This is a genomic window from Lysobacter hankyongensis (genome assembly GCF_039543145.1).
In the GTDB taxonomy this organism is placed as follows: domain Bacteria; phylum Pseudomonadota; class Gammaproteobacteria; order Xanthomonadales; family Xanthomonadaceae; genus Lysobacter_I; species Lysobacter_I hankyongensis.
This window is the reverse complement of record NZ_BAABJE010000029.1, coordinates 12,334-31,030: the sequence shown is the minus strand read 5'-3', so window position 1 is coordinate 31,030 and position 18,697 is coordinate 12,334. Positions and strand designations below refer to the sequence as shown.

Sequence of the window (18,697 nt, the reverse complement as noted above, 5' to 3'; positions counted from 1 at the left end):
CCCGATACCATCACCACAGGACTCACCGCTTGAGTGGCTACAAAATCCGTACGCAGGTCACCGGCGGAAACAATGTCGCATGGTGTTGCCCCGAGTGTTGCCACCCGATCATTCTTGTCTACCAGAAGAATCGCGTCGGATCCAGTCGCGACAATCCTTCCGTATGCAATGGATGCGGAGAAGGTTATTACTTGGATCCGCCTTATGGTTCAAGGCCAGAACCGCCTGCAGGACAGCATGAGTCGCCTGCGGCGCTCATGCGGATAAGGAAAGTCTCTTCCTGATGAACACGCCTGACAATTTTTTTCAAGCCGAGCCCGCATCGTGGCGTCGGCCACGCGCCTGCGCTACGCTGGCACGCACCCACCGTCCCGCCATGGACGCGGCTTGACTTAGGCCCTGGGCCGCCTCAGAGACTGTCGCCACCCAATTCAACCAACCTTGCAGGCCGAAGCTCCTCATGCGCTATGTACTCGGCGTTCTCGGAATTCTGCTGCTGCAGGTCGGCTTCTCTTTTGCAGTCATTTCGGCCACCTCAGGCGGTGGCTCGTTCGTCGGCCTGGGCGCCATGCTGCTGGCCATTCTGGGGATCCCGCTCACTGCGCTGATCAACGTTCTCCTCATTCACTCCCATCGCAAGAACCGGATATCGCACTTCCTTCTGCGTCTGGTCCTGGTCTCGCTGGCCCTGCCCGCCGCACAATTGACCCTCATGATTCTCGTCTCTGTCTTTCGGCTATAAGCCGTATCTCTACCGAGCGCTCACGAACAGGAGCGCCGTTCCGTCGGGCTTCTCGTCCATTGCACGGGTGAACCGGCGGTCCAACTATGCATTCCAACCAAACCGGCTTCGCGGCCCGGCTCAATCCAGGCATCCGTCCTCACATGAAGCTGCTGGTTCTTTCGACAAGTCTGTTGCTGTTGGCGGCTTGCGGCCCTCGGGGTCCCGCCCCGTCTGGGACAACGGCCTCGATCTCGCCGGCGCCCGATGTCGGCGACATCGGGACTTACCACCATTGCTCGGCAACGCCTCGACGCGCGCTGTCCGAGCGCGAGAGATGCGAAGTGGCGGCCTTTCGCTCCCGCTGCAACGCCCTCGATGACTGCCATGTCAGCTGCATCAGCAGCCCTTCGGGATCGTTCGCAGGCGGTCGCTGCGCTCACGTTTGCAGCAGGGGACCGCATCGGGGCGCTCCACCGCCGGACGCACTCTCGACCTGCGCCAGGCTCGCAGGGCGCTCGGGCGTGGACGCGGAGTGAGGTCCAACCATGCGATCGGGTCGAGCCCGCATCGTGGTGTCGTCCGCCTTTTTTTGCGCTACGCTGGCACGCGTCCGACGTCCCGCTGCGTGGTCACTGAACGCAGGCATTGGGCCTCGGCAGGAAGTTCTCTCGAATTTGCGGAGCTTCGGCATGACCAGGCGGCATCCCAAAGAAGTGGTGCTGGCCCGGTGGAACGTGGATGGCCCTCGGCTGCGCGCATTCACCCAACGGATGCGTGCGCGCTACGGGAAGTCGCCCTTCGCTCCCGCCGATCTGCTCAATGCATGCGAAAAGCACTCCGAGTCGGGCATCGAAGTGGTTTGCCGCGACGATGCGATCTTCGTGGGCACCTGGTGTCTGGCCTTCCTGTACAACGAAGTCTCTGCGCTGCACCTGGAGGACACGTGGGTTCGGGTGGAGATGGAGAGGGGCTTGTACGAAATTCCGCTTCCGCTCGCCCCCGACGGTCGATCGACGGCCGAGTCCGTGATCCAGCTCTACGCCCGGATGGCCGAGGAAGAGAGCCGGCGATATATCGAGCGACGTCAGGCCCCGACGTGGCAGAATCGCTTGCTCGATGTGGCAGAGTCCCGCTTCATCTGGGTGGCGCTCGGCCTGTTCTTTGTCGTCCTCCCGCTGGCCGTTCTCATCGCGACATGGCTGCGCGGAAGCCCGGAGTGACGACGACGGCTGGCGTCCACCGCCCGGCATGGGGCAGCTCGATTCATTCTTCAGGCATGGAAACAGCGAATGGATGATGCGACGAAAAACGTGTTCGACGTGGCCGTATCGGTGCTCTCGGCATTCGGCATACTGGCGGGATCGGTATGGGCCTACTACCGATTCTGGCGCGAGGGCGAGCATCAGGCGAAAATCGAATTCGATGTGAAATGCACGTTTCTCCAACCATGTGGGGATAGCCGAATCATCGAGCTGGAGATCAATGCGGCAAACAAGGGAAAAGTCGAGCACAAATTCTCCAGAATTTCTCTTCGGGTTCGCGGAATAAGCGATCAAGAGAACCTTTCGAACAGACCGGACGGCAGATTGAATTTTCCAGTAGTGATCTTGAAGACCGAACTGGTGACCGAAGAAATGGAGTATTACTTTGTTCGCCCTGGAATATCGCAACCCTTCAGGTTCGTCACGGCGATCCCAAGCGACATCAAGTTCATTCTCGTCCGCGCGGCGTTCAAGTATGATGAATCGAACGACATGCATACAACGGAGCATGTCTTCGATGCCAGAAGTTGAGCCATGCAACACTCGCGTTGCATGGCCCGCACCTTGCGGCTCGTTCCAGCCGATCCATGCATCGTGGCATCGGCCGCGTGCCTGCTCTACGTTGGTGAGCGCCTGCCATCTTCCATCGCATCGCCCGATTCGGCCGGCATTCGCCTGCCGCAACCGTCAGGAGAGAAAACATGGGTCACTTCAGCGTGTGGCACTGGGTCATCGTGTTGTTCCTTGCAGGCATACCCGTCGCAGTGGTCGGCCTGATCGTTTGGCTGGTGGTCCGCGCTTCGAATCGTCCGGTCGCGCCGGCATCGCCCCTTCCGGCATCCAATCGCCCATCGGTCGAATCCCGGCTGCAGGAACTCAATGATCTCAAGGACAAGACGTTGATCACGGACGCCGAGTACGAGCAGCAGCGTGCGTCGATTCTTCGCGACCTCTGAGCATGCGCACAACGACGAGCCGATTCAGCAGTGTGACTTCATCCATGCATTCCGAATTCCGCTTTACACGCCGCGGTTGCCAGCCCACCTACGACGTGACGGTTCGGCTCGTCGCAGAGGCGGCGGCTCGGTTCTCGATCGAGTTCGAACCGGACCTTGACCGCGTGCATGCTCCCTCCGATCTTCATGCGGTGGCGCTGGGCATGAAGGCCGCCTACGCCGCCGTTCAATCGCAGGAAGCGATCGCCGTTACCGTCACGCAGATCATCGACCATTCGGGCGTGACCGGCCAACTCGGCTTCAAGATTTGCGGCGAGGCGGCGATGTACCATCTGCTCGGCTTTCCGGAGCAGGCACCATTTCCGGGTCACGTGCTTGGCGAGGCCTGAGTATTCGCCTGCGTGCCTGATGCCGCGCAGCGCGAGCGCTGGCGCCCTGCGAGGATTCGAAGACCCGAGGCCATGCGTGGCTCGACGCATCGGCTTCCGCATCGACTCTGCGAGACAACTGATCCCGCACGCATCCTGTCCGGCGCCCGCTGCATGCACTGCGGCGTGATAACTTCGACAGACGGGAATGGCGATCCCGGGCCGACGTCCTTCCGCCCGGACCAGCCCCATCACAGGAGCGGACCGGCATGATGCATTTCAAACGCCTGCGCATTGTTTCCGTTGCGATCCTGATCTGCGCCGCGAGCATTGCGCGGGCGGACGAATCGCCCACCGCGCCATCGACCGGCGCCGGATGGACGGAGATGGAGCTTGCGGTTTTCACCGAACACTGCACGCTCGCGATCCTGCTGCCTGCGCAGCGCCAGTACGAAGAAGCCAACGAACGCGCCAAGGCGCCGTCGACGGTGCCGTTTCCAGAAGCGCTGTTGCGCGCATCCATCGAGCCGATGTGCGGTTGTATCGGGCGGCGTGTGGCGGAAGCGAAAAGCAAGGACGCGATCGAGAGGGAAGGCCTGGATTTCGCCCTGCCTTTCGTCGAGGAAGCGACGGCGGGCGGGCGCTGCAAGCCGGAGGGCGTGCTCGGAGAGATGCTGTCCGAACGTCGATCACACTGACCCGCCATCGATCACCGCAGGGAAGCGCCGATGGCCGCGGTCAGGCCATGCGATCAGGCCAAGTAACCGCCATCCACCGTGAGGCAGGTGCCAGTGACATAACCCGATGCCGGCGATGCGAGGAACAGCACCGCGGGCGCGATTTCGTCGGGCTGCGCGCTGCGGCCCATCGGGATCAGCTGCGACATCATCGCCATCAGCTTCGGGTTGCCGGTGATCGCGGAGGCGAACTTGGTGTCGGTGAGACCGGGCAGCACGGCATTGACGCGCACGCCGTGCGCCGCGAGCTCCTTGGCGAAGCCTTCGGTCATGTTGACGATGCCGGCCTTGGTCATCGAATACACGCCCTGCCCCCAGGCCGGGCGACGCGCGTTCACCGATGCGATGTTGACGATGCTGCCGCCGCCGTGGTCCTTCATCCGCCGCGCGGCCTGCGCGGTGGCCCAGAAATAGCCGCGCAGATTGACCTCGACGGTCTTCTCGTAGCTGGCGAGATCCATGTCGATCATCGGGCCGTAATACGGATTCGCGGCGGCGTTGTTGACCAGGATCGACGGCGTGCGGCCGTCAGCGTCGAGCGCGGCGAACAGCGCCTCGATCGCCGCGGGATCGCCGACGTGCAGGGCGCGGGCCTCGGCGGAACCGCCGGCCTCGCGGATGGCCGATGCGACGGCTTGGCAGGCGTCGATCTTGCGCGAACTGCAGACGACGTGGGCGCCGTGGGCGGCGAGCAGATGGGCGATGGCTTCGCCGATGCCGCGCGAGGCGCCGCTGACGAGGGCGGTCTTTCCGGTGAGGTCGAACAGCGGATCCGGGGTCGGCATGGTCGGCAAATCCTGTGCGAAACGGGTGGGCGAGGGTGACGGGCGCGGGTATGCTGGCGAGCCTAGCACAGCCCCGCGGATGCCCATGCAGACTCCACGTCGACGCGTTCTGATCACCGGTGCCGGCAGCGGCCTCGGCCTCGCGCTCGCGCTGCGCTATGCGCGCGCCGGCGCCCGCGTGGCCTGCGTCGACCTGTTGCCCGAACGCACCGAAGCGGCGCGCGCGGCGCTGGCCGGCGACGGCCATCTCGCGCTGCAGGCCGATGTTGGCGACGATGCGTCGATGCAGGCGCTGCACGAGGCGGTGCAGGCGGCCTGGGGCGGCGTCGACGTGCTGGTGAACAACGCCGGCATCGCGTCCGTCGGGGCGATGGTCGAGACCAGCATGGACGAATGGCGAAAGATCATCGAGATCGATCTGCTCGGCGTGGTGCGCGGCTGCCGGTTGTTCATCCCCGGCATGCTCGCCGCAGGCCACGGCCAGGTGTTGAGCACCGCGAGTTTCGCGGGCCTCGCCGGCGCACCCGGCATGATGAGCTACGGCGTGGCCAAGGCCGCGGTGGTGGCGATGTCGGAACAGTTGCGTGCGGAAATGCACGGCACCGGCGTGCGCGTCGGCGTGATCTGCCCGGCGTTCTTCCGCACCAATCTGCTGGACACCGCCATCGCCAGCGACAAGATCAAGGCGAAGGTCGTGAAGCTGATGGACACCGCGCCCGACACGCTGGACAGCGTCGCCGACAAGGTCTTCGCGGCGGCGGAGCGCGGCGATTTCATGATCATCCCGACCAAGCGCGAACCGTTCCGCTGGTGGTTGAAGCGGTATCTGCCGCGGGTGTATTTCCGGATGCTGCAGAAGCTGGCCAAAAAGCGACGCGACGCGTAACCGATCGCGTCGCCGCGCTGCGGTGACGAGGGACGAAACGCCTAGCGCCGATCCCGCATCGCCATCACCACGCCAAGCCCCGCAAGCAGCGACACCGCCGCAGTACCGCCGTAGCTGAGCAGCGGCATCGGCACGCCGACGACGGGCAGCAGGCCGGAGATCATGCCGGCGTTGACGATGACATAGACCGAGAATGCGAGGCCGAGCGCGCCGGCGAGCAGGCGCGCATAGGTGTCGCGGGCTTCGCTGGCGATCCACAGGCAGCGGCCAACGACGAACAGGTACAGCGCGAGGGTGATGCTGACGCCGACCCAGCCGAATTCTTCGGACAGCACCGCGAAGATGAAGTCGGTGGTGTGTTCGGGCAGGTAGTCGAGATGCGATTGCGTGCCTTGTCCCCACCCCTGGCCGGTCCAGTTGCCGGAGCCGATCGCGATCTTCGACTGGATGATGTTCCAGCCGGTGCCGAGCGGATCGGATTCGGGATCGAGGAAGGTGCGGATGCGGTCTTTCTGATACGGACGCAGGAACCAGAACCACGCCACCGGCGCGACCGCGGCGACGCTGATGCCGCCGGCCGCGAACCAGCGCCACGGCAGCCCCGCGAGGAACAGCGCAAACGCGCCGCTGGCGGCGACCAGCATCGCGGTACCGAAGTCGGGCTGCAGCAGGATCAGCAGGGTCGGCACGGCGATGATGGCGCCGGCGATGAGCACCGTCATGAAGCGCGGCGGCAGCCGCTCCTGGTGCAGATACCACGCCGCCATCATCGGCAGGCTCAGCTTGAGCAGTTCGGCCGGCTGGAAATAGAACACGCCGAGATTGATCCAGTGATTGCCGTGTTTGCCGTCGCCGATGAACAGCACCGCCACCAGCGGCAGCAGCGAGCCGGCGAAGATCAGCGGCGTGACGCTGCGCAACTGCGTCGGCGACACCCGCGACAGCAGCCACAGCGCGCCGAGCCCGATCACGTAGCGCGCGCCCTGCGCCATCACCAGGCGCGGGCTTTCGTTGCCGGCGCTGTACAGCACGGCCAGACCGATGCCCATCAGCGCGATCAGCGCCGCGAGCAGCGGCAGATCCAGCGTGCGCGTGAAGCGCAGGAACAGGTCCAACAGCCAGCGGACGAAGGTCTTCATCGTGCGGGGGCCTGCATGTCGACCGGCGTGGTGGCCTGCGTGCCGGCCGACGGCGCGGCGGGCGCAGAGGCAGCGCTCGTGGTCGTGCTGCTGCTCACCACGTTCGCGAACGGATTGGCGGCGAGCGTCGCGGCCACGGCCTTCGGATCGGGCTCCGGCATCTTGCCCAGCAGCCAGGCGTCGAAGATCTTGCGCGCGATCGGCGCGGCGGTGCTGGCGCCGTAGCCGCCGCCTTCGACCACCACCGCGAGCGCGATGGTCGGCTTGTCCGCCGGCGCAAAACCGACGAACAGCGCGCGATGGCGCAGGTGCATCGGCAATTTCTTCGGATCCAGGCTGACGGTGCCGCGACGGCTGATCACCTGCGCGGTGCCGGTCTTGCCGGCGATGGTGTACGGCAGGTTGTAGCTGATCACCCGCGCGGTGCCGCCGGGCCCGTGCACGGTGCGGATCATGCCTTCGCGCACCACCTGCAGATGCGCGGCGCTCTCGCTGATGATGCGCGGCGCGGGCTGTTCCACCATCGTCCACGGTTTGTCGAAATCGTCGCGACGTTCCTTCACCAGATGCGGTCGACGCAGATGGCCGCCATCGGCGAGCGCGGCGGTGCCCTGCGCGAGCTGCAGCGGCGTGGCCTTCCAGAAGCCCTGGCCGATGCTGGAAATCACGGTGTCGCCCGGATACCACGGACCCTGCTTCTTCGCGTTCTTCGCCTTCCACTCGGGCGAAGGCAGGATGCCGCCGGTTTCGCCGGCGAGATCGATGCCGGTCGGCGCACCGAAGCCGTAGAGCGCGAGGTATTCGTCGAGCTTGCGGATGCCCATGTCCAGCGACAACCGGTAGTAGTACGTGTTCACCGAATCGCCGATCGCCTTGCGCGCATCGGTCCAGCCGTGGCCGCCGCCATGCGAATCGCGATAGCCGCGCTTCTGTCCGGTGATGCGAAATTCGCCGGTGGACAGCACCTTGTCGTCGGGCGTGCGCAGGCCGCTGTCGAGACCCGCGAGGGTCAGCAGCGGCTTCAGCGTCGAACCCGGGGCGACACCGCCGAGCACGTTGCGGTTGAACAGCGGTCGCGCCGGGTCGTCCATCAGCCGCCGGTAATCGGTGTGCGAGATGCCGTTGACGAACAGGTTCGGGTCGTAGGTCGGCAGGCTCACCATCGCCAGCACTTCGCCGCTGCGCGGATCGACCACGACCGCGGAGCCGGTGAGATCCCCGAACGCGATCGTCGCCGCGCGCTGCAGATCGGTGTCGATGCTCAGGCGCAGGTCGGCGCCGGGTTTCGCGGGAATGCGACCGAGACTGCCGATGATCCGGCCTTCGACGTTGGTTTCGATCTGTTCGTAGCCGATTTCGCCGCGCAGGATGTCGTCGTAGGCGCGTTCGATCCCGGACTTGCCGGTATGGCTGAACGCAGCGGTGCCTTCGCCGAGCTTTTCCAGATCCGCCTTGTCGATGCGGCCGACATAACCGATCACATGACCGAACAGATCGCCCTGCGGATAACGGCGGGTGAGATACGGCACCAGCTCGACGCCGGGATAACGCCAGCGGTCGACCGCGAAGCGCGCGGCCTCTTCGTCGGTGATCTTCAGGCGCAGCGTCACCGGCAGGAAGCTGCGGGTGGCGCGGCGGGTGTCGTTGAAGCGCGCGATGTCTTCGGGCGTGAGCGCGATGATCTTCGACAGCGACGCCACCAGTGCATCGATGTCGCCGGCTTCGGCCGGCACCACGTCGAGACGGTAGGCCGGCACGTTGTCGGCCAGCACGCGGCCCTTGCGATCGTAGATCAGACCGCGCGCCGGCACTTCGGGCCGCTGTTTGACGCGGTTGGCCTGCGAGCGCTTGGCGTAGTCGACGTGGTCCAGCACCTGCAGCTTGAAGTACCACGCCGCCAGCGCGCCGAGCGCGAGCACCACGCCGAGGAAGCCGAGCGCGGCGCGCGCGCGGAACTGCGCGGTCTCTTCGGCCGAATTGCGGATGTAGCGGCGCTTCACGGCACCGCCGTCGCCTCGACGCATGCCGCGGTCGCGGTCATGGATCGAGGTCCAGCAGCGGCCCGACCAGCACCGCGCCGTTCGCCAGCAGCACGCTCTCGTGGACGAAGACGAAGCCGTCGTACGCGTCCGCGATCCGGAACAGACTCTGCCAGATGGCCGGGTTCTGTTCGAAATCGCGCTCGGTGATCAGGCCCAGCACGGTCCGGGTGTGCGCGATCGCGTTCGCGGTGTCGCGCTTGCGCGCCGCATCCTGGTCGAGACTGTCGATGTAGCCCAGGAAACCGCGCAGATGCGCTTCGACGCGCGACGGTTCCATGACGTTGAAGCGGACGATGTCGCCGTCGAGGGCGACATCGAAATACGTCGGCTTGCGGAACAGGGTCTTGTCGCTTTTCGCATCGCGGAACAGCGTCGACAGATCGACGCCGTCGTGCGGGAGATAGATCGCGGCATTCGCAGGCATGCGGGATATCCTCAGCGCTTCCGGCCCACGCGCAGGCCGTCGAGCAGCACGAACAGCGGCGGCCACAGCGCGGCGCCGATCAGCGGCGTCCACCAGTGCAGCCAGCCCTGGATCTTCTGGCCGAGCACGAAATGCGCGGCGGTGACGATGATCAGATCGTTGAGCAGCAGGCCGGCGATGGCCAGCGCCTGCTGCGCCATCGGGAAGAACCGCAGCTGCGGCCGGAAGCGCTGCAGGATGAAGGTCATCACCGTCAGCCGCAGCGCCTGCTCGCCGAGCACGCTGCCGAAGGCGATGTCGGCGATCAGGCCGATGACGAAGGCGAGGCCGAGGCCGACGCGTTCGTGGTCTTCCAGAAGCCAGTAGGCGAGCACCAGCGCCAGCCAATAGGGCCGCAGCGGCGCGATCATCGCCGGCAACGGCATCAGGCCGAGCAGCAGCGCGGCGAAGATGCTCGCCGGGAACAGCCAAGGGCGGCGCACGCGGCTCATCGTGCAGGCTCCGGGGGCGACGTGGCGGCTTCGGCGGCGCCGGTGGTCGCGCCGGTGGTCGCGGCGGCGGGCGTCTGCGGCGTGGCGGACGCAGGCGCAGGAGGCGACAGCGACGGCGTGGCACCACGACGCAGCAGCAGCACGTCGCGACCGCGGTCGAGCTGCGCGGCGGGCTGGAGATCGCCGACGAGGAAGGCGCGGCTCTCATCGCGACGCAGCTTGACGAGGGTGCCGACCGGGAAGCCCGGCGGGAAACGACCGCCGAGCCCGGAGGTGACGATGCGGTCGCCGACCTTCACGTCGCTGGAGGTCGGAATGTTGGCCAGCTCGATGCGGTCGCCGCGGCCGTAGGCGACCAGGCGGATGCCGTTGCGCGCCACCGCCACCGGCACCGCGTGGTCGGGATCGGTGAGCAGCAGCACGGTCGCGGTGCTCGAACGCACTTCGGTCACCTGTCCGAGCAGGCCGCCCGCGTCGATCGCCGGTTGACCGATGGTCACGCCCTGATCGGCGCCGATGTCCAGCGTAAGCCGCTGGCGGGTGGGATCGAGCGCGATGTCGAGCACCGGCGCCAGTTGCACGTCGAGGCCGCCCTGCTCGACCGCGCCGAGCAGGCCGCGCAGGCGTGCGTTCTCGGCCGCGGACGCCTGCAGCCGCGCGATCCGCGCGCTGCTGATCAGCAGCGCATTGCGCAGGGTCTCGTTCTCTTTCGCGAGCCGCGACCGCGTGGACGCATCGTCGCGCACGGTGTCGCCGAGCTTCGCCGGCAGCCCCGCCAGCCGCCACAGCGGCTGCGCCGCGGTTTCGATGTGCCCGCGGATCGCGGTGAGCCAACCGCCGCGGTGATCCATCACCATCAGCGCGATCGCCAGCGCCAGCGCGACCAGCAGTCGCAGAGTCCCGGCGATATCGTCGGAGCGCGATGCGGAAGGGCCGGCGTAGGGAGGCACGTCAGAATACCGAGTCAGAGGCGCGGCGATGGGTTGGTCGAAGCAGTGGATGTGGTCCACGGAGGGACCACCGCAACCGACCACAGGTCGGTTGCGGCCTCGGGCAAGAACCACGTTTCTTGCCCGAGGCTTCGGAGCGGGCCAGGGATGGCCCGTCTCCGAATACGGTTACTCGGGCGAGAAGAACTCGTTGCCGTGCATGTCGACCAGTTCCAGCGCGCGTCCGCCGCCGCGGGCCACGCAGGTCAGCGGGTCGTCGGCGATCTGCACGTGCAGGCCGGTTTCCTCGCTGATGAGCTTGTCGAGGTCGCGCAGCAGCGCGCCGCCGCCGGTGAGCACGATGCCGCGTTCGGCGACGTCGGCGCACAGTTCCGGCGGGGTCTGTTCCAGCGCCAGCTTGACCGCGCTGGTGATGCCGCCCAGCGGCTCGCGCAGCGCGTCCAGCACTTCGTTGGAATTGAGCTTGATCACGCGCGGCACGCCTTCGGCGAGATTGCGGCCGGAGACTTCCATCTCCAGCACGCTGGCCTGCGGATAGGCGCAACCGATTTCGAGCTTGATGCGCTCGGCGGTGGCTTCGCCGATCAGGGTGCCGTGGGCGCGGCGCACGTAGTTGATGATGCCTTCATCGAAGCGGTCGCCGCCGATGCGCACCGACTGCGCGTAGACGATGCCGTTGAGCGCGATCACCGCGATCTCGGTGGTGCCGCCGCCGATGTCGATGACCATCGAACCGCGGGCTTCGGTCACCGGCAGGCCGGCGCCGATCGCTGCGGCCATCGGTTCCTCGATCAGGTAGACCTCGCGCGCGCCGGCCTCTTCGGCCGATTCCTTGATCGCGCGACGTTCGACATTCGTCGAGCCGCAGGGCACGCACACCAGCACGCGCGGACTGGGCTTGAGGAAGCGCGATTTGTGCACCTTGCGGATGAAGTACTTCAGCATTTCCTCGGTGTAGGTGAAGTCGGCGATCACGCCGTCCTTCATCGGACGCACCGTGGTGATGTGGCCGGGCGTGCGGCCGAGCATCTGTTTGGCTTCGCTGCCGACCGCGGCGACCGAGCGGTTGCCGCCGCCGACGCGATCGTGGCGGACCGCGACAACCGAAGGTTCGTTCAGGACGATGCCCTGGCCGCGGACGAAGATGAGGGTATTGGCCGTGCCCAGGTCGATGGACAGGTCGTTGGAGAACATGCCGCGGAACTTTTTGAACATCTGGAGGCGTGCCGGTGGGGAAGCGTGCGGAGGGTGCGACGGGAGGTCGGAGGGGCGGAGCGGGAGGCGGGGCGAACGGACGGAAACGGGGGGCGAAGCAGCCGGAGAACCTGTCCGGAAAAACGGGCCCGGAATCGGGCGCCGCGGGCGATTTCGGCAGCCACGTAGGGTAACAAAAAAACCGCGTTGTACTGAGGACTTCCGGCGCATTCCGGAAGCCACGGCGCAAGTCCGGCGCAACCGCCGTCACAGCGGTCGCGCTGGCCTCCCCCGGAGCCAGCCGCTACCCTATGCGGCCGGATTTCCCACGACATCTTTCCCAACCTCATTTTTTCCAGGACGAAAACACAGCGATGGCTGCCCTGATCTGCGGGTCCCTGGCGTACGACACCATCATGGTGTTCCCCGACCAGTTCAAGAACCACATCCTCCCGGACAAGGTCCACATCCTGAACGTCTCGTTCCTGGTGCCGAGGATGCGCCGCGAGTTCGGCGGCTGCGCCGGCAACATTGCCTACAACCTCAAACTGCTGGGCGGCGACCCGATCCCGATGGCCACGGTCGGCGCCGATTTCGGCCCTTACCGAGACTGGTTCGCGGAAATGGCGATCAATCTGGACCACGTGAAGGAAATCCCGGAGCTGTTCACGCCCCAGGCGTTCATCACTACCGACCACGACAACAACCAGATCACCGCCTTCCATCCGGGCGCGATGATGCGGTCGTACGAGAACCACGTGAGGGACGTTCCGGGCGTCACCTTCGGCATCGTCAGCCCCGACGGCCGCGAGGGCATGCTGCAGAATTCGAAGGAATTCGCCGAAACCGGCATCCCGTTCATCTTCGATCCCGGCCAGGCCATGCCGCTGTTCAACGGCGAGGAACTGCGGGCGTTCATCGAGCAGGCCGACTACGTCACCGTGAACGACTACGAGTCCAACCTGCTGCAGGAGCGCACCGGCTGGAGCGAGGAGACCATCGCCGGCAAGGTGAAGGCCTACATCGCCACCCAGGGCCCGCGCGGCGCGCGGATCTTCGCCGACGGCAAGACCTACGACATCCCGCCGGCCCACGAGCGCCGGGTCACCGACCCCACGGGCTGCGGCGACGCCTTCCGCGCCGGCCTGATCTTCGGCATCGAGAAACAGTACGACTGGCCGACCATCGGCCGCATCGGCAACCTCATGGGCGCGCTGAAGGTCGAGCATCCCGGCACCCAGAACCAGCGCTTCGACTACGAAGAGTTCGCCGAGCAGTTCCGCCAGCAGTTCGGCTACGCGCTGTAACCCCGGAGGCCGCGTGACCGCGGCCGCCCGGGCGCTTGATGCCACGCACCCGCGGCCGCCCTGGGCGCCTCCTGATGCCTTCTGCGCCGCCGGGTTCCGGCGGCATCCCTTTCCGCTTCCGGAGTCCGTCATGGCCATCGCCTACTGGTGCATCCTCATCGCCGCCGCACTGCCCTACGTCTGGATCGGCGTCGGCAAATTCGCCGTCCGCGGCTACGACAACGGCGATCCGCGCGGCTGGGTCGCGAAGCAGACGCATCCGCGGGTCCATCGCGGCAACGCCGCGCATCTCAACGCCTTCGAGGCCTTCGCTCCGTTCGCCGCGAGCGTGCTGATGGCGCAGTTCGCGGGCGTGGATCCGAACCGGATCGCGATGCTGGCGGCGACCTTCGTCGTCTTCCGCGTGCTGCACGGTTTCTTCTACCTCGCCGGCCTGAGCACTTTCCGCTCGCTGGCGTGGTTCGGTGGGATCGGCTGCGTGCTGGCGCTGATGGCGCAGGCGGCGCTGCGGGTGGGTTGAACCCGCCCCGGTCGCGGGACGCGACCGCAGGCCGCAAAAAAGAACGGCGCCCAAGGGCGCCGTTTTCGTGTCCGCAAGGTTTCGGACCCACAAAAAAAGAGCGCGCACATATAGTGCGCGCTCCCGGAGAAGACCATCCTGACGTCACCCGTGCAGGTGCGTTCCCCCCCTTGCAACCTCCGTATTGCAGCCAGCGTCCATACCGGCTGTTGAGAGAATACGCATGCCATTTTTCCTGTGAAGCCCGGGGGTCCCCGAAAAACGGCCAATCCCGGTGAGCGCACTTCAGCAAAATGCGCTATCTGACTGATTCGCATGCTATCAATAGTGGCATGCCACCGAAAGCGGACAATGTTAGGACAATTTCAGTAACCAGGTGAATACTGCTGGCAAATGGCATATCTTCAACACCGATGTTCAAAAACCTGCAAAGTCCCTTTCATTCAGTGAGTTGAATCACAAAAACATGAATCCCCAGGACCGAATCCGACTGGCGCGCAGACACGCCGGACTCTCGCAGGCCCGTCTGGCCGAGGCCATCGGCGTGCAGCGCAGCGCAGTCAGCCACTGGGAGTCGCCCCAGGGCAAGAACCCGAGCGTCGAGCATCTGCGCGCGGTCGCGGTGGTGGCCAGCGTGGCCTTCGAATGGCTGGCGACCGGCCGCGGCAAGATGCAGCTCTCCGAGGATGCGGTGCTGGATTCGGTGTCCGCGGCCGACGCGATCCTGGTCGAAGACCTGCTGGAACTGCGCCTCGTGCAGGCGTTCCGCGAGGCGTCCCCGCGCACCCGCATCGCGCTGGTGGAGATCGTGGAAGAACTGACCGCGAAGCGCCTGGGCCGCACGCGCCCGAAGCGGTCGCAATTGGGCGAATGAGCCGTACAGCGCCGGTGCGGATGCCTCCGCGCCCGTCTGCGGCAGCGTCCCGTTGCTGGAACCGATGGCTCCGGAGGCTGTCGGAGGCTTGTCTGCCTATCTACACTGCCGGGCTGACAAGTCCCTCTGCGGAACCGACCTCCGCGGATGGCCTGCCTGTCGCCCCTCGCGTTCCGGACCGATTCCCCATGCCCGCAAGTTGCCGTCGCCCGTTCGCCGCCCTGGCGCTGCTGTCGCTGTTCGTCGCGTGGCCCGCGGCCGCGATCGACGAATCCGATCTGCTGCCGGTCGATCAGGCCTATGTGCTGAGCGCCGAAGCGGCCGGCCCGGACGCAGTGCGGATCCACTGGAAGATCGCCGACGGCTACTACCTCTATCGCCATCGCACCTCGGTGGCGCCGGCATCGGCATCGGTGCGCGCGGGCGCGCTGCGGTTGCCCAAGGGCGAGCCGCACGAGGACGAGTTCTTCGGCAAGACCGAAACCTACCGCGGCGAACTGGTCGCGACGCTGCCGGACATCACCGTCGCGGGCGACACGCTGTCGCTGAAAATCAAATATCAGGGCTGCGCCGACGCCGGCATCTGTTATCCGCCGCAGACGCGCACGCTCGCGGTCACGATGCCCGGCACGGCGGCCGCATCGACCGGGTCGACCGCTGGATTCAATCCGCTCGCCGGCGGCGGCACCAGCCCGCTGGGCAGCCTCCTCGGCGCAGGCGGAAAGGCACCGCCGCTGCCCGAAGAGAAGGCCTTCGGCTTCGAGGCCATCGTCGGCGATGGCGACACCCTGCTGCTGCGGTTCACCCCGGCACCGGGCTATTACCTCTACCGCGACCGCAGCGCATTCCGGCTGGACGCCGACGGCGTCGTCGCCGGCAAGCCGCGCTGGCCGAAAGGCGAGGTCCATCACGACGAACACTTCGGCGATGTCATCGTCTACTTCGCCCCGGTGGATCTCACCCTGCCGCTGGTGCGCACGAAGCCCGATGCGCAGACGGCGACGCTGCGCGCGACCTTCCAAGGCTGCCAGAACGACGGCATCTGCTATCCGCCGATGACGCGTTCGGTGCGGATCGCGCTGCCGCGCGGCGAGGTACGTACCGAAACCTCTGTCGAAACGACCGACGACACCGCCGCCACCGACGCCTCCGCGGCGACCGTCAGCACGACGACGACCGGCGACGATCCGGCGACCGCGCCAGCGACCCTCTCGACACCGACGGACGCCGACACCGCTGCGGCCGCAACGACGGACGCGTCGCCGTCCACCGCGGCATCGCCCACCGACACGCGCGCCAGCGGCACCCTGTTCTCGGCGATGCTGCTGGCGCTGCTGGGCGGACTGATCCTCAACCTGATGCCCTGCGTGCTGCCGGTGCTGTCGATCAAGGTGCTGGGCCTGATCGAGAACAACGAGAGCGCGCAGGGCGCGCGTTCGCATGCGCTGTGGTACGCCGCGGGCGTGCTGCTGAGCTTCGTCGCGCTGGGCGCCGCGGTGCTGGCGCTGCGCCACCTCGGACAGGCGCTCGGCTGGGGCTTCCAGCTGCAGAAGCCGGGCGTGGTGTCGTTCCTCGGTCTGGTGATGTTCGCCTTCGGCCTGAGCCTTTCGGGCGTGTGGCACGTGGGCGGACGCTGGACCGGCGTCGGCCATGGCCTGGCCTCGCGCGGCGGTGCGGCCGGCGACTTCTTCACCGGCGTGCTCGCGGTGGTGGTGGCCGCGCCCTGCACCGCGCCGTTCATGGCGCCGGCGCTGGGCTGGGCGTTCTCGGCCTCCACCGTGCCGGCGCTGCTGGTGTTCGCGTGCCTGGGCCTGGGCCTGGCGCTGCCGTTCCTGCTGGTCGGTTTCGTGCCCGCGCTGGCGCGGGTGCTGCCGAAGCCGGGCGCGTGGATGGACACGCTCAAACGCATTCTCGCGTTCCCGCTCTATCTCACCGCCGCATGGCTGGTGTGGGTACTGGCGAAACAGCGCGGCGCGGACGCCGTGGGCTGGTGGGCGGTGGCCGCGATCGCGGTCGCGTTCGCGGCCTGGGCGTGGACGCATGCGCGCATGCGCGGCACGCGCTGGGGCATCGTCGCCGCATTGCTGGCGTTGCTGAGTGTGCCGTGGATGCTGTGGACGATCTCGAAGCTGCCCGCCGCCGATGCGGCACGGGTGCAGTTGCCGACGGCATCCGATGCGGTGCCGTTCTCGGAACAGCGCCTCGCCGACCTGCGCAAGGCCAACCGTGTCGTGCTGGTGAACATGACCGCCGACTGGTGCGTGACCTGCAAGGCCAACGAAAAGGCGGTGTTCGCCCGCGATGGCTTCAAGGACGCGCTCGCCGCCGCGGACGCGGTGTACATGGTCGGCGACTGGACCGACGTGGATCCGGCGATCACCGCCTATCTGCAGCGCTACAAAGCCGTCGGCGTGCCGCTGTACGTGGTGTATCCGCGCGACGGCGGCGAAGGCACGGTGCTGCCGACGGTGCTGACGCCGACCCTCGTGCGCGAGGCGCTGGCCGCCGCGGCGCAATGACGGCGGGCCGATGAACACCCGCGTCGTCCTGATCGTCGCCCTGCTGGCGGCCGCGCTCGGCGCCATCGCAGGATTGCTGGTGAGCGGCCCGGGACCGCTGTGGCGCAGCGCGCTGGGGCAGAAGCTGCTGCAGGGCGCGATCGAAGCGGATGCGCCGCCACCGCCGGCCGGCGTGCCCGTGGTCCGCGAAGGCGACCTCCTGCCGCCGCTGCGGCTGCGGAATCTGGACGGCCGCACCACCGACGTGCCCGGCGCCTGGCCGGGACGGCCGCTGCTGATCAACGTCTGGGCCAGCTGGTGCGGCCCCTGCATCGAGGAAATGCCGGAACTGCAGCGGTTCGCCGCCACGCAGGGGACGGACGGCGTGCAGGTGATCGGCATCGCCCTGGACGAGCCCGACGCCGTGCGCGCCTTCCTGACGCGGGTGCCGGTGGGCTATCCGATCCTGATCGATGCGCCGGGACCCGCCGATGCGGGCGTGCGCCTGGGCAACGTCCGCGGCGTGCTGCCGTACTCGGTCCTGATCGGCACGGACGGGCGGGTGCTGAAGCGACGGATCGGGCCATTCGTGCCCGGCGAGCTGGAAGCGTTCGCCGCCGCCGCCCGGCCCTGAGTCCTGCTGCCGCCAGCCGGCACCCTGGTCCAGGCCCACCGCGGGGCGGAAGGATGCGACACGGCACGGCACACGGCTGACCCCCTGCGACAGGTGACCTCCGCCTTGCCGACCCTCCGCGACACCGTCCGGGAGGGGCAAGCGCGCTGTTTTTGCGAAGAATTCCCATCCTGGCACGGCTCCGGGTCCCGCCAGAGCGGGCCCGGACACGATTGGCACGAACGATGCTTTCGCTTCTTGCGAGCACATCGGATGTTGCGGTGGGCTTCCCGCCAGGGCGCATTCCGTGCCCTCCCACCTTGCCAAGGTCCGTCGCACATGTCCGCGAATACCGTCCCGTTTCCAGCGCAGAGCAGGTTGTTCGGCAAGTACTTCGCGTACAGCCGATACAACGATGTCGTCCGCGCGATGCACGGCATGCTCGCCGGCATCCCGGATGGACAGGCCTGCGTGCTGTCGAACCTGGAAGGTCACCACCTCGCCCATGCGGCCGCACCGATGATGGACGCCCCGCGGCTCGCGGCGGTCGCCAGCGCCCTGTCGAACATGGCGGAAACCCTGACACGCGACCTCGGCCAGCATGGCTTCAGCGACATGACCGTGCACACCGATGCCGGCATCGCCGTGATCCTCCGCGTGCCCCGTCCCGGCCAGCAGATGGTGATGCTGACCGCGACCGGCCACGAAACCAATCCCGGCCTGGTCGCCAGTCTCAGCCGCCACTGCGCCACCACCATCTCGACGCTGTGTTCGGCGTCGACGGAGCGCTGATCGGACACCGACCGAGCAGAGGGCCCACATCCCATCCCGCGGCACGGACGCCCACGTCCGATCCGCACGTCGCAACAGGCCCAGGCGCCTTCGCGACACGTCCGTACAACCCGTGCAGGGCGACGGCCCCAGGCA

Annotated in this window: 20 protein-coding genes; 13 read left to right on the top strand and 7 right to left on the bottom strand. The window is 67.0% G+C overall.

What is annotated here, in order from left to right:
• Window positions 1-460 precede the first annotated feature (460 nt).
• From ABD974_RS18170 to ABD974_RS18145, 6 genes are all read left to right on the top strand, one after another.
• Window positions 461-742, top strand: coding sequence for a hypothetical protein (locus tag ABD974_RS18170; RefSeq protein ID WP_345304763.1), 282 nt, complete (start codon window positions 461-463; stop codon window positions 740-742).
• Window positions 743-1,413: 671 nt separating this feature from the next.
• On the top strand, window positions 1,414-1,944 hold the full coding sequence (locus tag ABD974_RS18165) for a hypothetical protein (protein WP_345304762.1): 531 nt from the start codon (window positions 1,414-1,416) through the stop codon (window positions 1,942-1,944).
• A gap of 69 nt (window positions 1,945-2,013) precedes the next feature.
• Window positions 2,014-2,517 carry a hypothetical protein gene (locus tag ABD974_RS18160; protein ID WP_345304761.1) on the top strand — a complete coding sequence of 168 codons (504 nt, stop codon included), beginning with the start codon at window positions 2,014-2,016 and terminating at the stop codon, window positions 2,515-2,517.
• Between the two features lie 170 nt (window positions 2,518-2,687).
• Complete coding sequence (locus ABD974_RS18155; protein ID WP_345304760.1) at window positions 2,688-2,942, top strand: hypothetical protein; 255 nt, start codon at window positions 2,688-2,690, stop codon at window positions 2,940-2,942.
• Window positions 2,943-2,986: 44 nt separating this feature from the next.
• Window positions 2,987-3,331: a hypothetical protein gene (locus ABD974_RS18150; protein ID WP_345304759.1), complete on the top strand. Its 345-nt coding sequence runs from the start codon at window positions 2,987-2,989 to the stop codon at window positions 3,329-3,331.
• Window positions 3,332-3,579: 248 nt separating this feature from the next.
• Entirely contained in the window at window positions 3,580-4,008 is a 429-nt protein-coding gene (locus ABD974_RS18145; protein WP_345304758.1) for a hypothetical protein, read from the top strand.
• A 53-nt stretch (window positions 4,009-4,061) separates the two neighbouring features.
• Here the strand turns inward: ABD974_RS18145 and ABD974_RS18140 are convergent, their stop codons facing one another.
• The gene (locus ABD974_RS18140) at window positions 4,062-4,832 is read right to left on the bottom strand and encodes a glucose 1-dehydrogenase (RefSeq protein WP_345304757.1); all 771 of its coding nucleotides are present in this window, start codon (window positions 4,830-4,832) and stop codon (window positions 4,062-4,064) included.
• An 85-nt stretch (window positions 4,833-4,917) separates the two neighbouring features.
• On the opposite strand from ABD974_RS18140, the gene ABD974_RS18135 reads away from it, so the two are divergent.
• Window positions 4,918-5,718, top strand: a complete 801-nt coding sequence (locus ABD974_RS18135) for an SDR family NAD(P)-dependent oxidoreductase (RefSeq protein WP_345304756.1) — start codon at window positions 4,918-4,920, stop codon at window positions 5,716-5,718.
• A gap of 41 nt (window positions 5,719-5,759) precedes the next feature.
• Here the strand turns inward: ABD974_RS18135 and rodA are convergent, their stop codons facing one another.
• From rodA to ABD974_RS18105, 6 genes are all read right to left on the bottom strand, one after another.
• Window positions 5,760-6,857 carry a rod shape-determining protein RodA gene (gene rodA / locus ABD974_RS18130; protein ID WP_345304755.1) on the bottom strand — a complete coding sequence of 366 codons (1,098 nt, stop codon included), beginning with the start codon at window positions 6,855-6,857 and terminating at the stop codon, window positions 5,760-5,762.
• Window positions 6,854-8,881: a penicillin-binding protein 2 gene (gene mrdA / locus ABD974_RS18125; protein ID WP_345304754.1), complete on the bottom strand. Its 2,028-nt coding sequence runs from the start codon at window positions 8,879-8,881 to the stop codon at window positions 6,854-6,856. Before mrdA ends, rodA begins: the two co-directional genes overlap by 4 nt.
• Before the next feature lie 13 nt (window positions 8,882-8,894).
• Window positions 8,895-9,323 (bottom strand): hypothetical protein, encoded by a 429-nt coding sequence (locus ABD974_RS18120; RefSeq protein ID WP_345304753.1) that lies wholly within the window; start codon window positions 9,321-9,323, stop codon window positions 8,895-8,897.
• An 11-nt stretch (window positions 9,324-9,334) separates the two neighbouring features.
• Window positions 9,335-9,814, bottom strand: coding sequence for a rod shape-determining protein MreD (mreD, locus tag ABD974_RS18115; RefSeq protein WP_345304752.1), 480 nt, complete (start codon window positions 9,812-9,814; stop codon window positions 9,335-9,337).
• A complete protein-coding gene (mreC, locus tag ABD974_RS18110; RefSeq protein WP_345304751.1) occupies window positions 9,811-10,764 on the bottom strand; it encodes a rod shape-determining protein MreC in 954 nt (317 codons plus the stop codon). The genes mreD and mreC overlap by 4 nt, the downstream gene beginning before the upstream one ends.
• Window positions 10,765-10,932: 168 nt before the next feature.
• Entirely contained in the window at window positions 10,933-11,979 is a 1,047-nt protein-coding gene (locus ABD974_RS18105) for a rod shape-determining protein (RefSeq protein ID WP_345304750.1), read from the bottom strand.
• Window positions 11,980-12,332: 353 nt separating this feature from the next.
• Between ABD974_RS18105 and ABD974_RS18100 the strand changes: the two genes are divergently transcribed.
• The 6 genes from ABD974_RS18100 to ABD974_RS18075 all read left to right on the top strand — a co-directional run bounded on the left by ABD974_RS18100 (window position 12,333) and on the right by ABD974_RS18075 (window position 18,562).
• The gene (locus tag ABD974_RS18100; protein WP_345304749.1) at window positions 12,333-13,265 is read left to right on the top strand and encodes a carbohydrate kinase family protein; all 933 of its coding nucleotides are present in this window, start codon (window positions 12,333-12,335) and stop codon (window positions 13,263-13,265) included.
• A 130-nt stretch (window positions 13,266-13,395) separates the two neighbouring features.
• Window positions 13,396-13,785: an MAPEG family protein gene (locus tag ABD974_RS18095; protein ID WP_345304748.1), complete on the top strand. Its 390-nt coding sequence runs from the start codon at window positions 13,396-13,398 to the stop codon at window positions 13,783-13,785.
• Between the two features lie 466 nt (window positions 13,786-14,251).
• A complete protein-coding gene (locus ABD974_RS18090) occupies window positions 14,252-14,659 on the top strand; it encodes a helix-turn-helix transcriptional regulator (RefSeq protein WP_345304747.1) in 408 nt (135 codons plus the stop codon).
• A 188-nt stretch (window positions 14,660-14,847) separates the two neighbouring features.
• Window positions 14,848-17,178 (top strand): protein-disulfide reductase DsbD family protein, encoded by a 2,331-nt coding sequence (locus tag ABD974_RS18085; RefSeq protein ID WP_345304746.1) that lies wholly within the window; start codon window positions 14,848-14,850, stop codon window positions 17,176-17,178.
• A gap of 10 nt (window positions 17,179-17,188) precedes the next feature.
• Window positions 17,189-17,791 (top strand): TlpA family protein disulfide reductase, encoded by a 603-nt coding sequence (locus ABD974_RS18080; protein ID WP_345304745.1) that lies wholly within the window; start codon window positions 17,189-17,191, stop codon window positions 17,789-17,791.
• 318 nt (window positions 17,792-18,109) lie between these two features.
• Window positions 18,110-18,562, top strand: coding sequence for a roadblock/LC7 domain-containing protein (locus tag ABD974_RS18075; protein WP_345304744.1), 453 nt, complete (start codon window positions 18,110-18,112; stop codon window positions 18,560-18,562).
• The last annotated feature ends 135 nt before the right edge of the window (window positions 18,563-18,697 follow it).

Excerpts from the sequence above, each read along its gene's own strand:
- mrdA (WP_345304754.1), bottom strand. The coding sequence starts at position 8,881 with ATGCGTCGAGGCGACGGCGGTGCCGTGAAGCGCCGCTACATCCGCAAT.
- ABD974_RS18100 (WP_345304749.1), top strand. The coding sequence starts at position 12,333 with ATGGCTGCCCTGATCTGCGGGTCCCTGGCGTACGACACCATCATGGTG.
- ABD974_RS18155 (WP_345304760.1), top strand. The coding sequence starts at position 2,688 with ATGGGTCACTTCAGCGTGTGGCACTGGGTCATCGTGTTGTTCCTTGCA.
- ABD974_RS18085 (WP_345304746.1), top strand. The coding sequence starts at position 14,848 with ATGCCCGCAAGTTGCCGTCGCCCGTTCGCCGCCCTGGCGCTGCTGTCG.
- ABD974_RS18150 (WP_345304759.1), top strand. The coding sequence starts at position 2,987 with ATGCATTCCGAATTCCGCTTTACACGCCGCGGTTGCCAGCCCACCTAC.
- ABD974_RS18090 (WP_345304747.1), top strand. The coding sequence starts at position 14,252 with ATGAATCCCCAGGACCGAATCCGACTGGCGCGCAGACACGCCGGACTC.
- rodA (WP_345304755.1), bottom strand. The coding sequence starts at position 6,857 with ATGAAGACCTTCGTCCGCTGGCTGTTGGACCTGTTCCTGCGCTTCACG.
- ABD974_RS18080 (WP_345304745.1), top strand. The coding sequence starts at position 17,189 with ATGAACACCCGCGTCGTCCTGATCGTCGCCCTGCTGGCGGCCGCGCTC.
- ABD974_RS18140 (WP_345304757.1), bottom strand. The coding sequence starts at position 4,832 with ATGCCGACCCCGGATCCGCTGTTCGACCTCACCGGAAAGACCGCCCTC.
- ABD974_RS18145 (WP_345304758.1), top strand. The coding sequence starts at position 3,580 with ATGATGCATTTCAAACGCCTGCGCATTGTTTCCGTTGCGATCCTGATC.
- mreD (WP_345304752.1), bottom strand. The coding sequence starts at position 9,814 with ATGAGCCGCGTGCGCCGCCCTTGGCTGTTCCCGGCGAGCATCTTCGCC.
- ABD974_RS18165 (WP_345304762.1), top strand. The coding sequence starts at position 1,414 with ATGACCAGGCGGCATCCCAAAGAAGTGGTGCTGGCCCGGTGGAACGTG.
- ABD974_RS18075 (WP_345304744.1), top strand. The coding sequence starts at position 18,110 with ATGTCCGCGAATACCGTCCCGTTTCCAGCGCAGAGCAGGTTGTTCGGC.
- ABD974_RS18095 (WP_345304748.1), top strand. The coding sequence starts at position 13,396 with ATGGCCATCGCCTACTGGTGCATCCTCATCGCCGCCGCACTGCCCTAC.
- ABD974_RS18160 (WP_345304761.1), top strand. The coding sequence starts at position 2,014 with ATGGATGATGCGACGAAAAACGTGTTCGACGTGGCCGTATCGGTGCTC.
- ABD974_RS18135 (WP_345304756.1), top strand. The coding sequence starts at position 4,918 with ATGCAGACTCCACGTCGACGCGTTCTGATCACCGGTGCCGGCAGCGGC.
- ABD974_RS18170 (WP_345304763.1), top strand. The coding sequence starts at position 461 with ATGCGCTATGTACTCGGCGTTCTCGGAATTCTGCTGCTGCAGGTCGGC.
- ABD974_RS18120 (WP_345304753.1), bottom strand. The coding sequence starts at position 9,323 with ATGCCTGCGAATGCCGCGATCTATCTCCCGCACGACGGCGTCGATCTG.
- ABD974_RS18105 (WP_345304750.1), bottom strand. The coding sequence starts at position 11,979 with ATGTTCAAAAAGTTCCGCGGCATGTTCTCCAACGACCTGTCCATCGAC.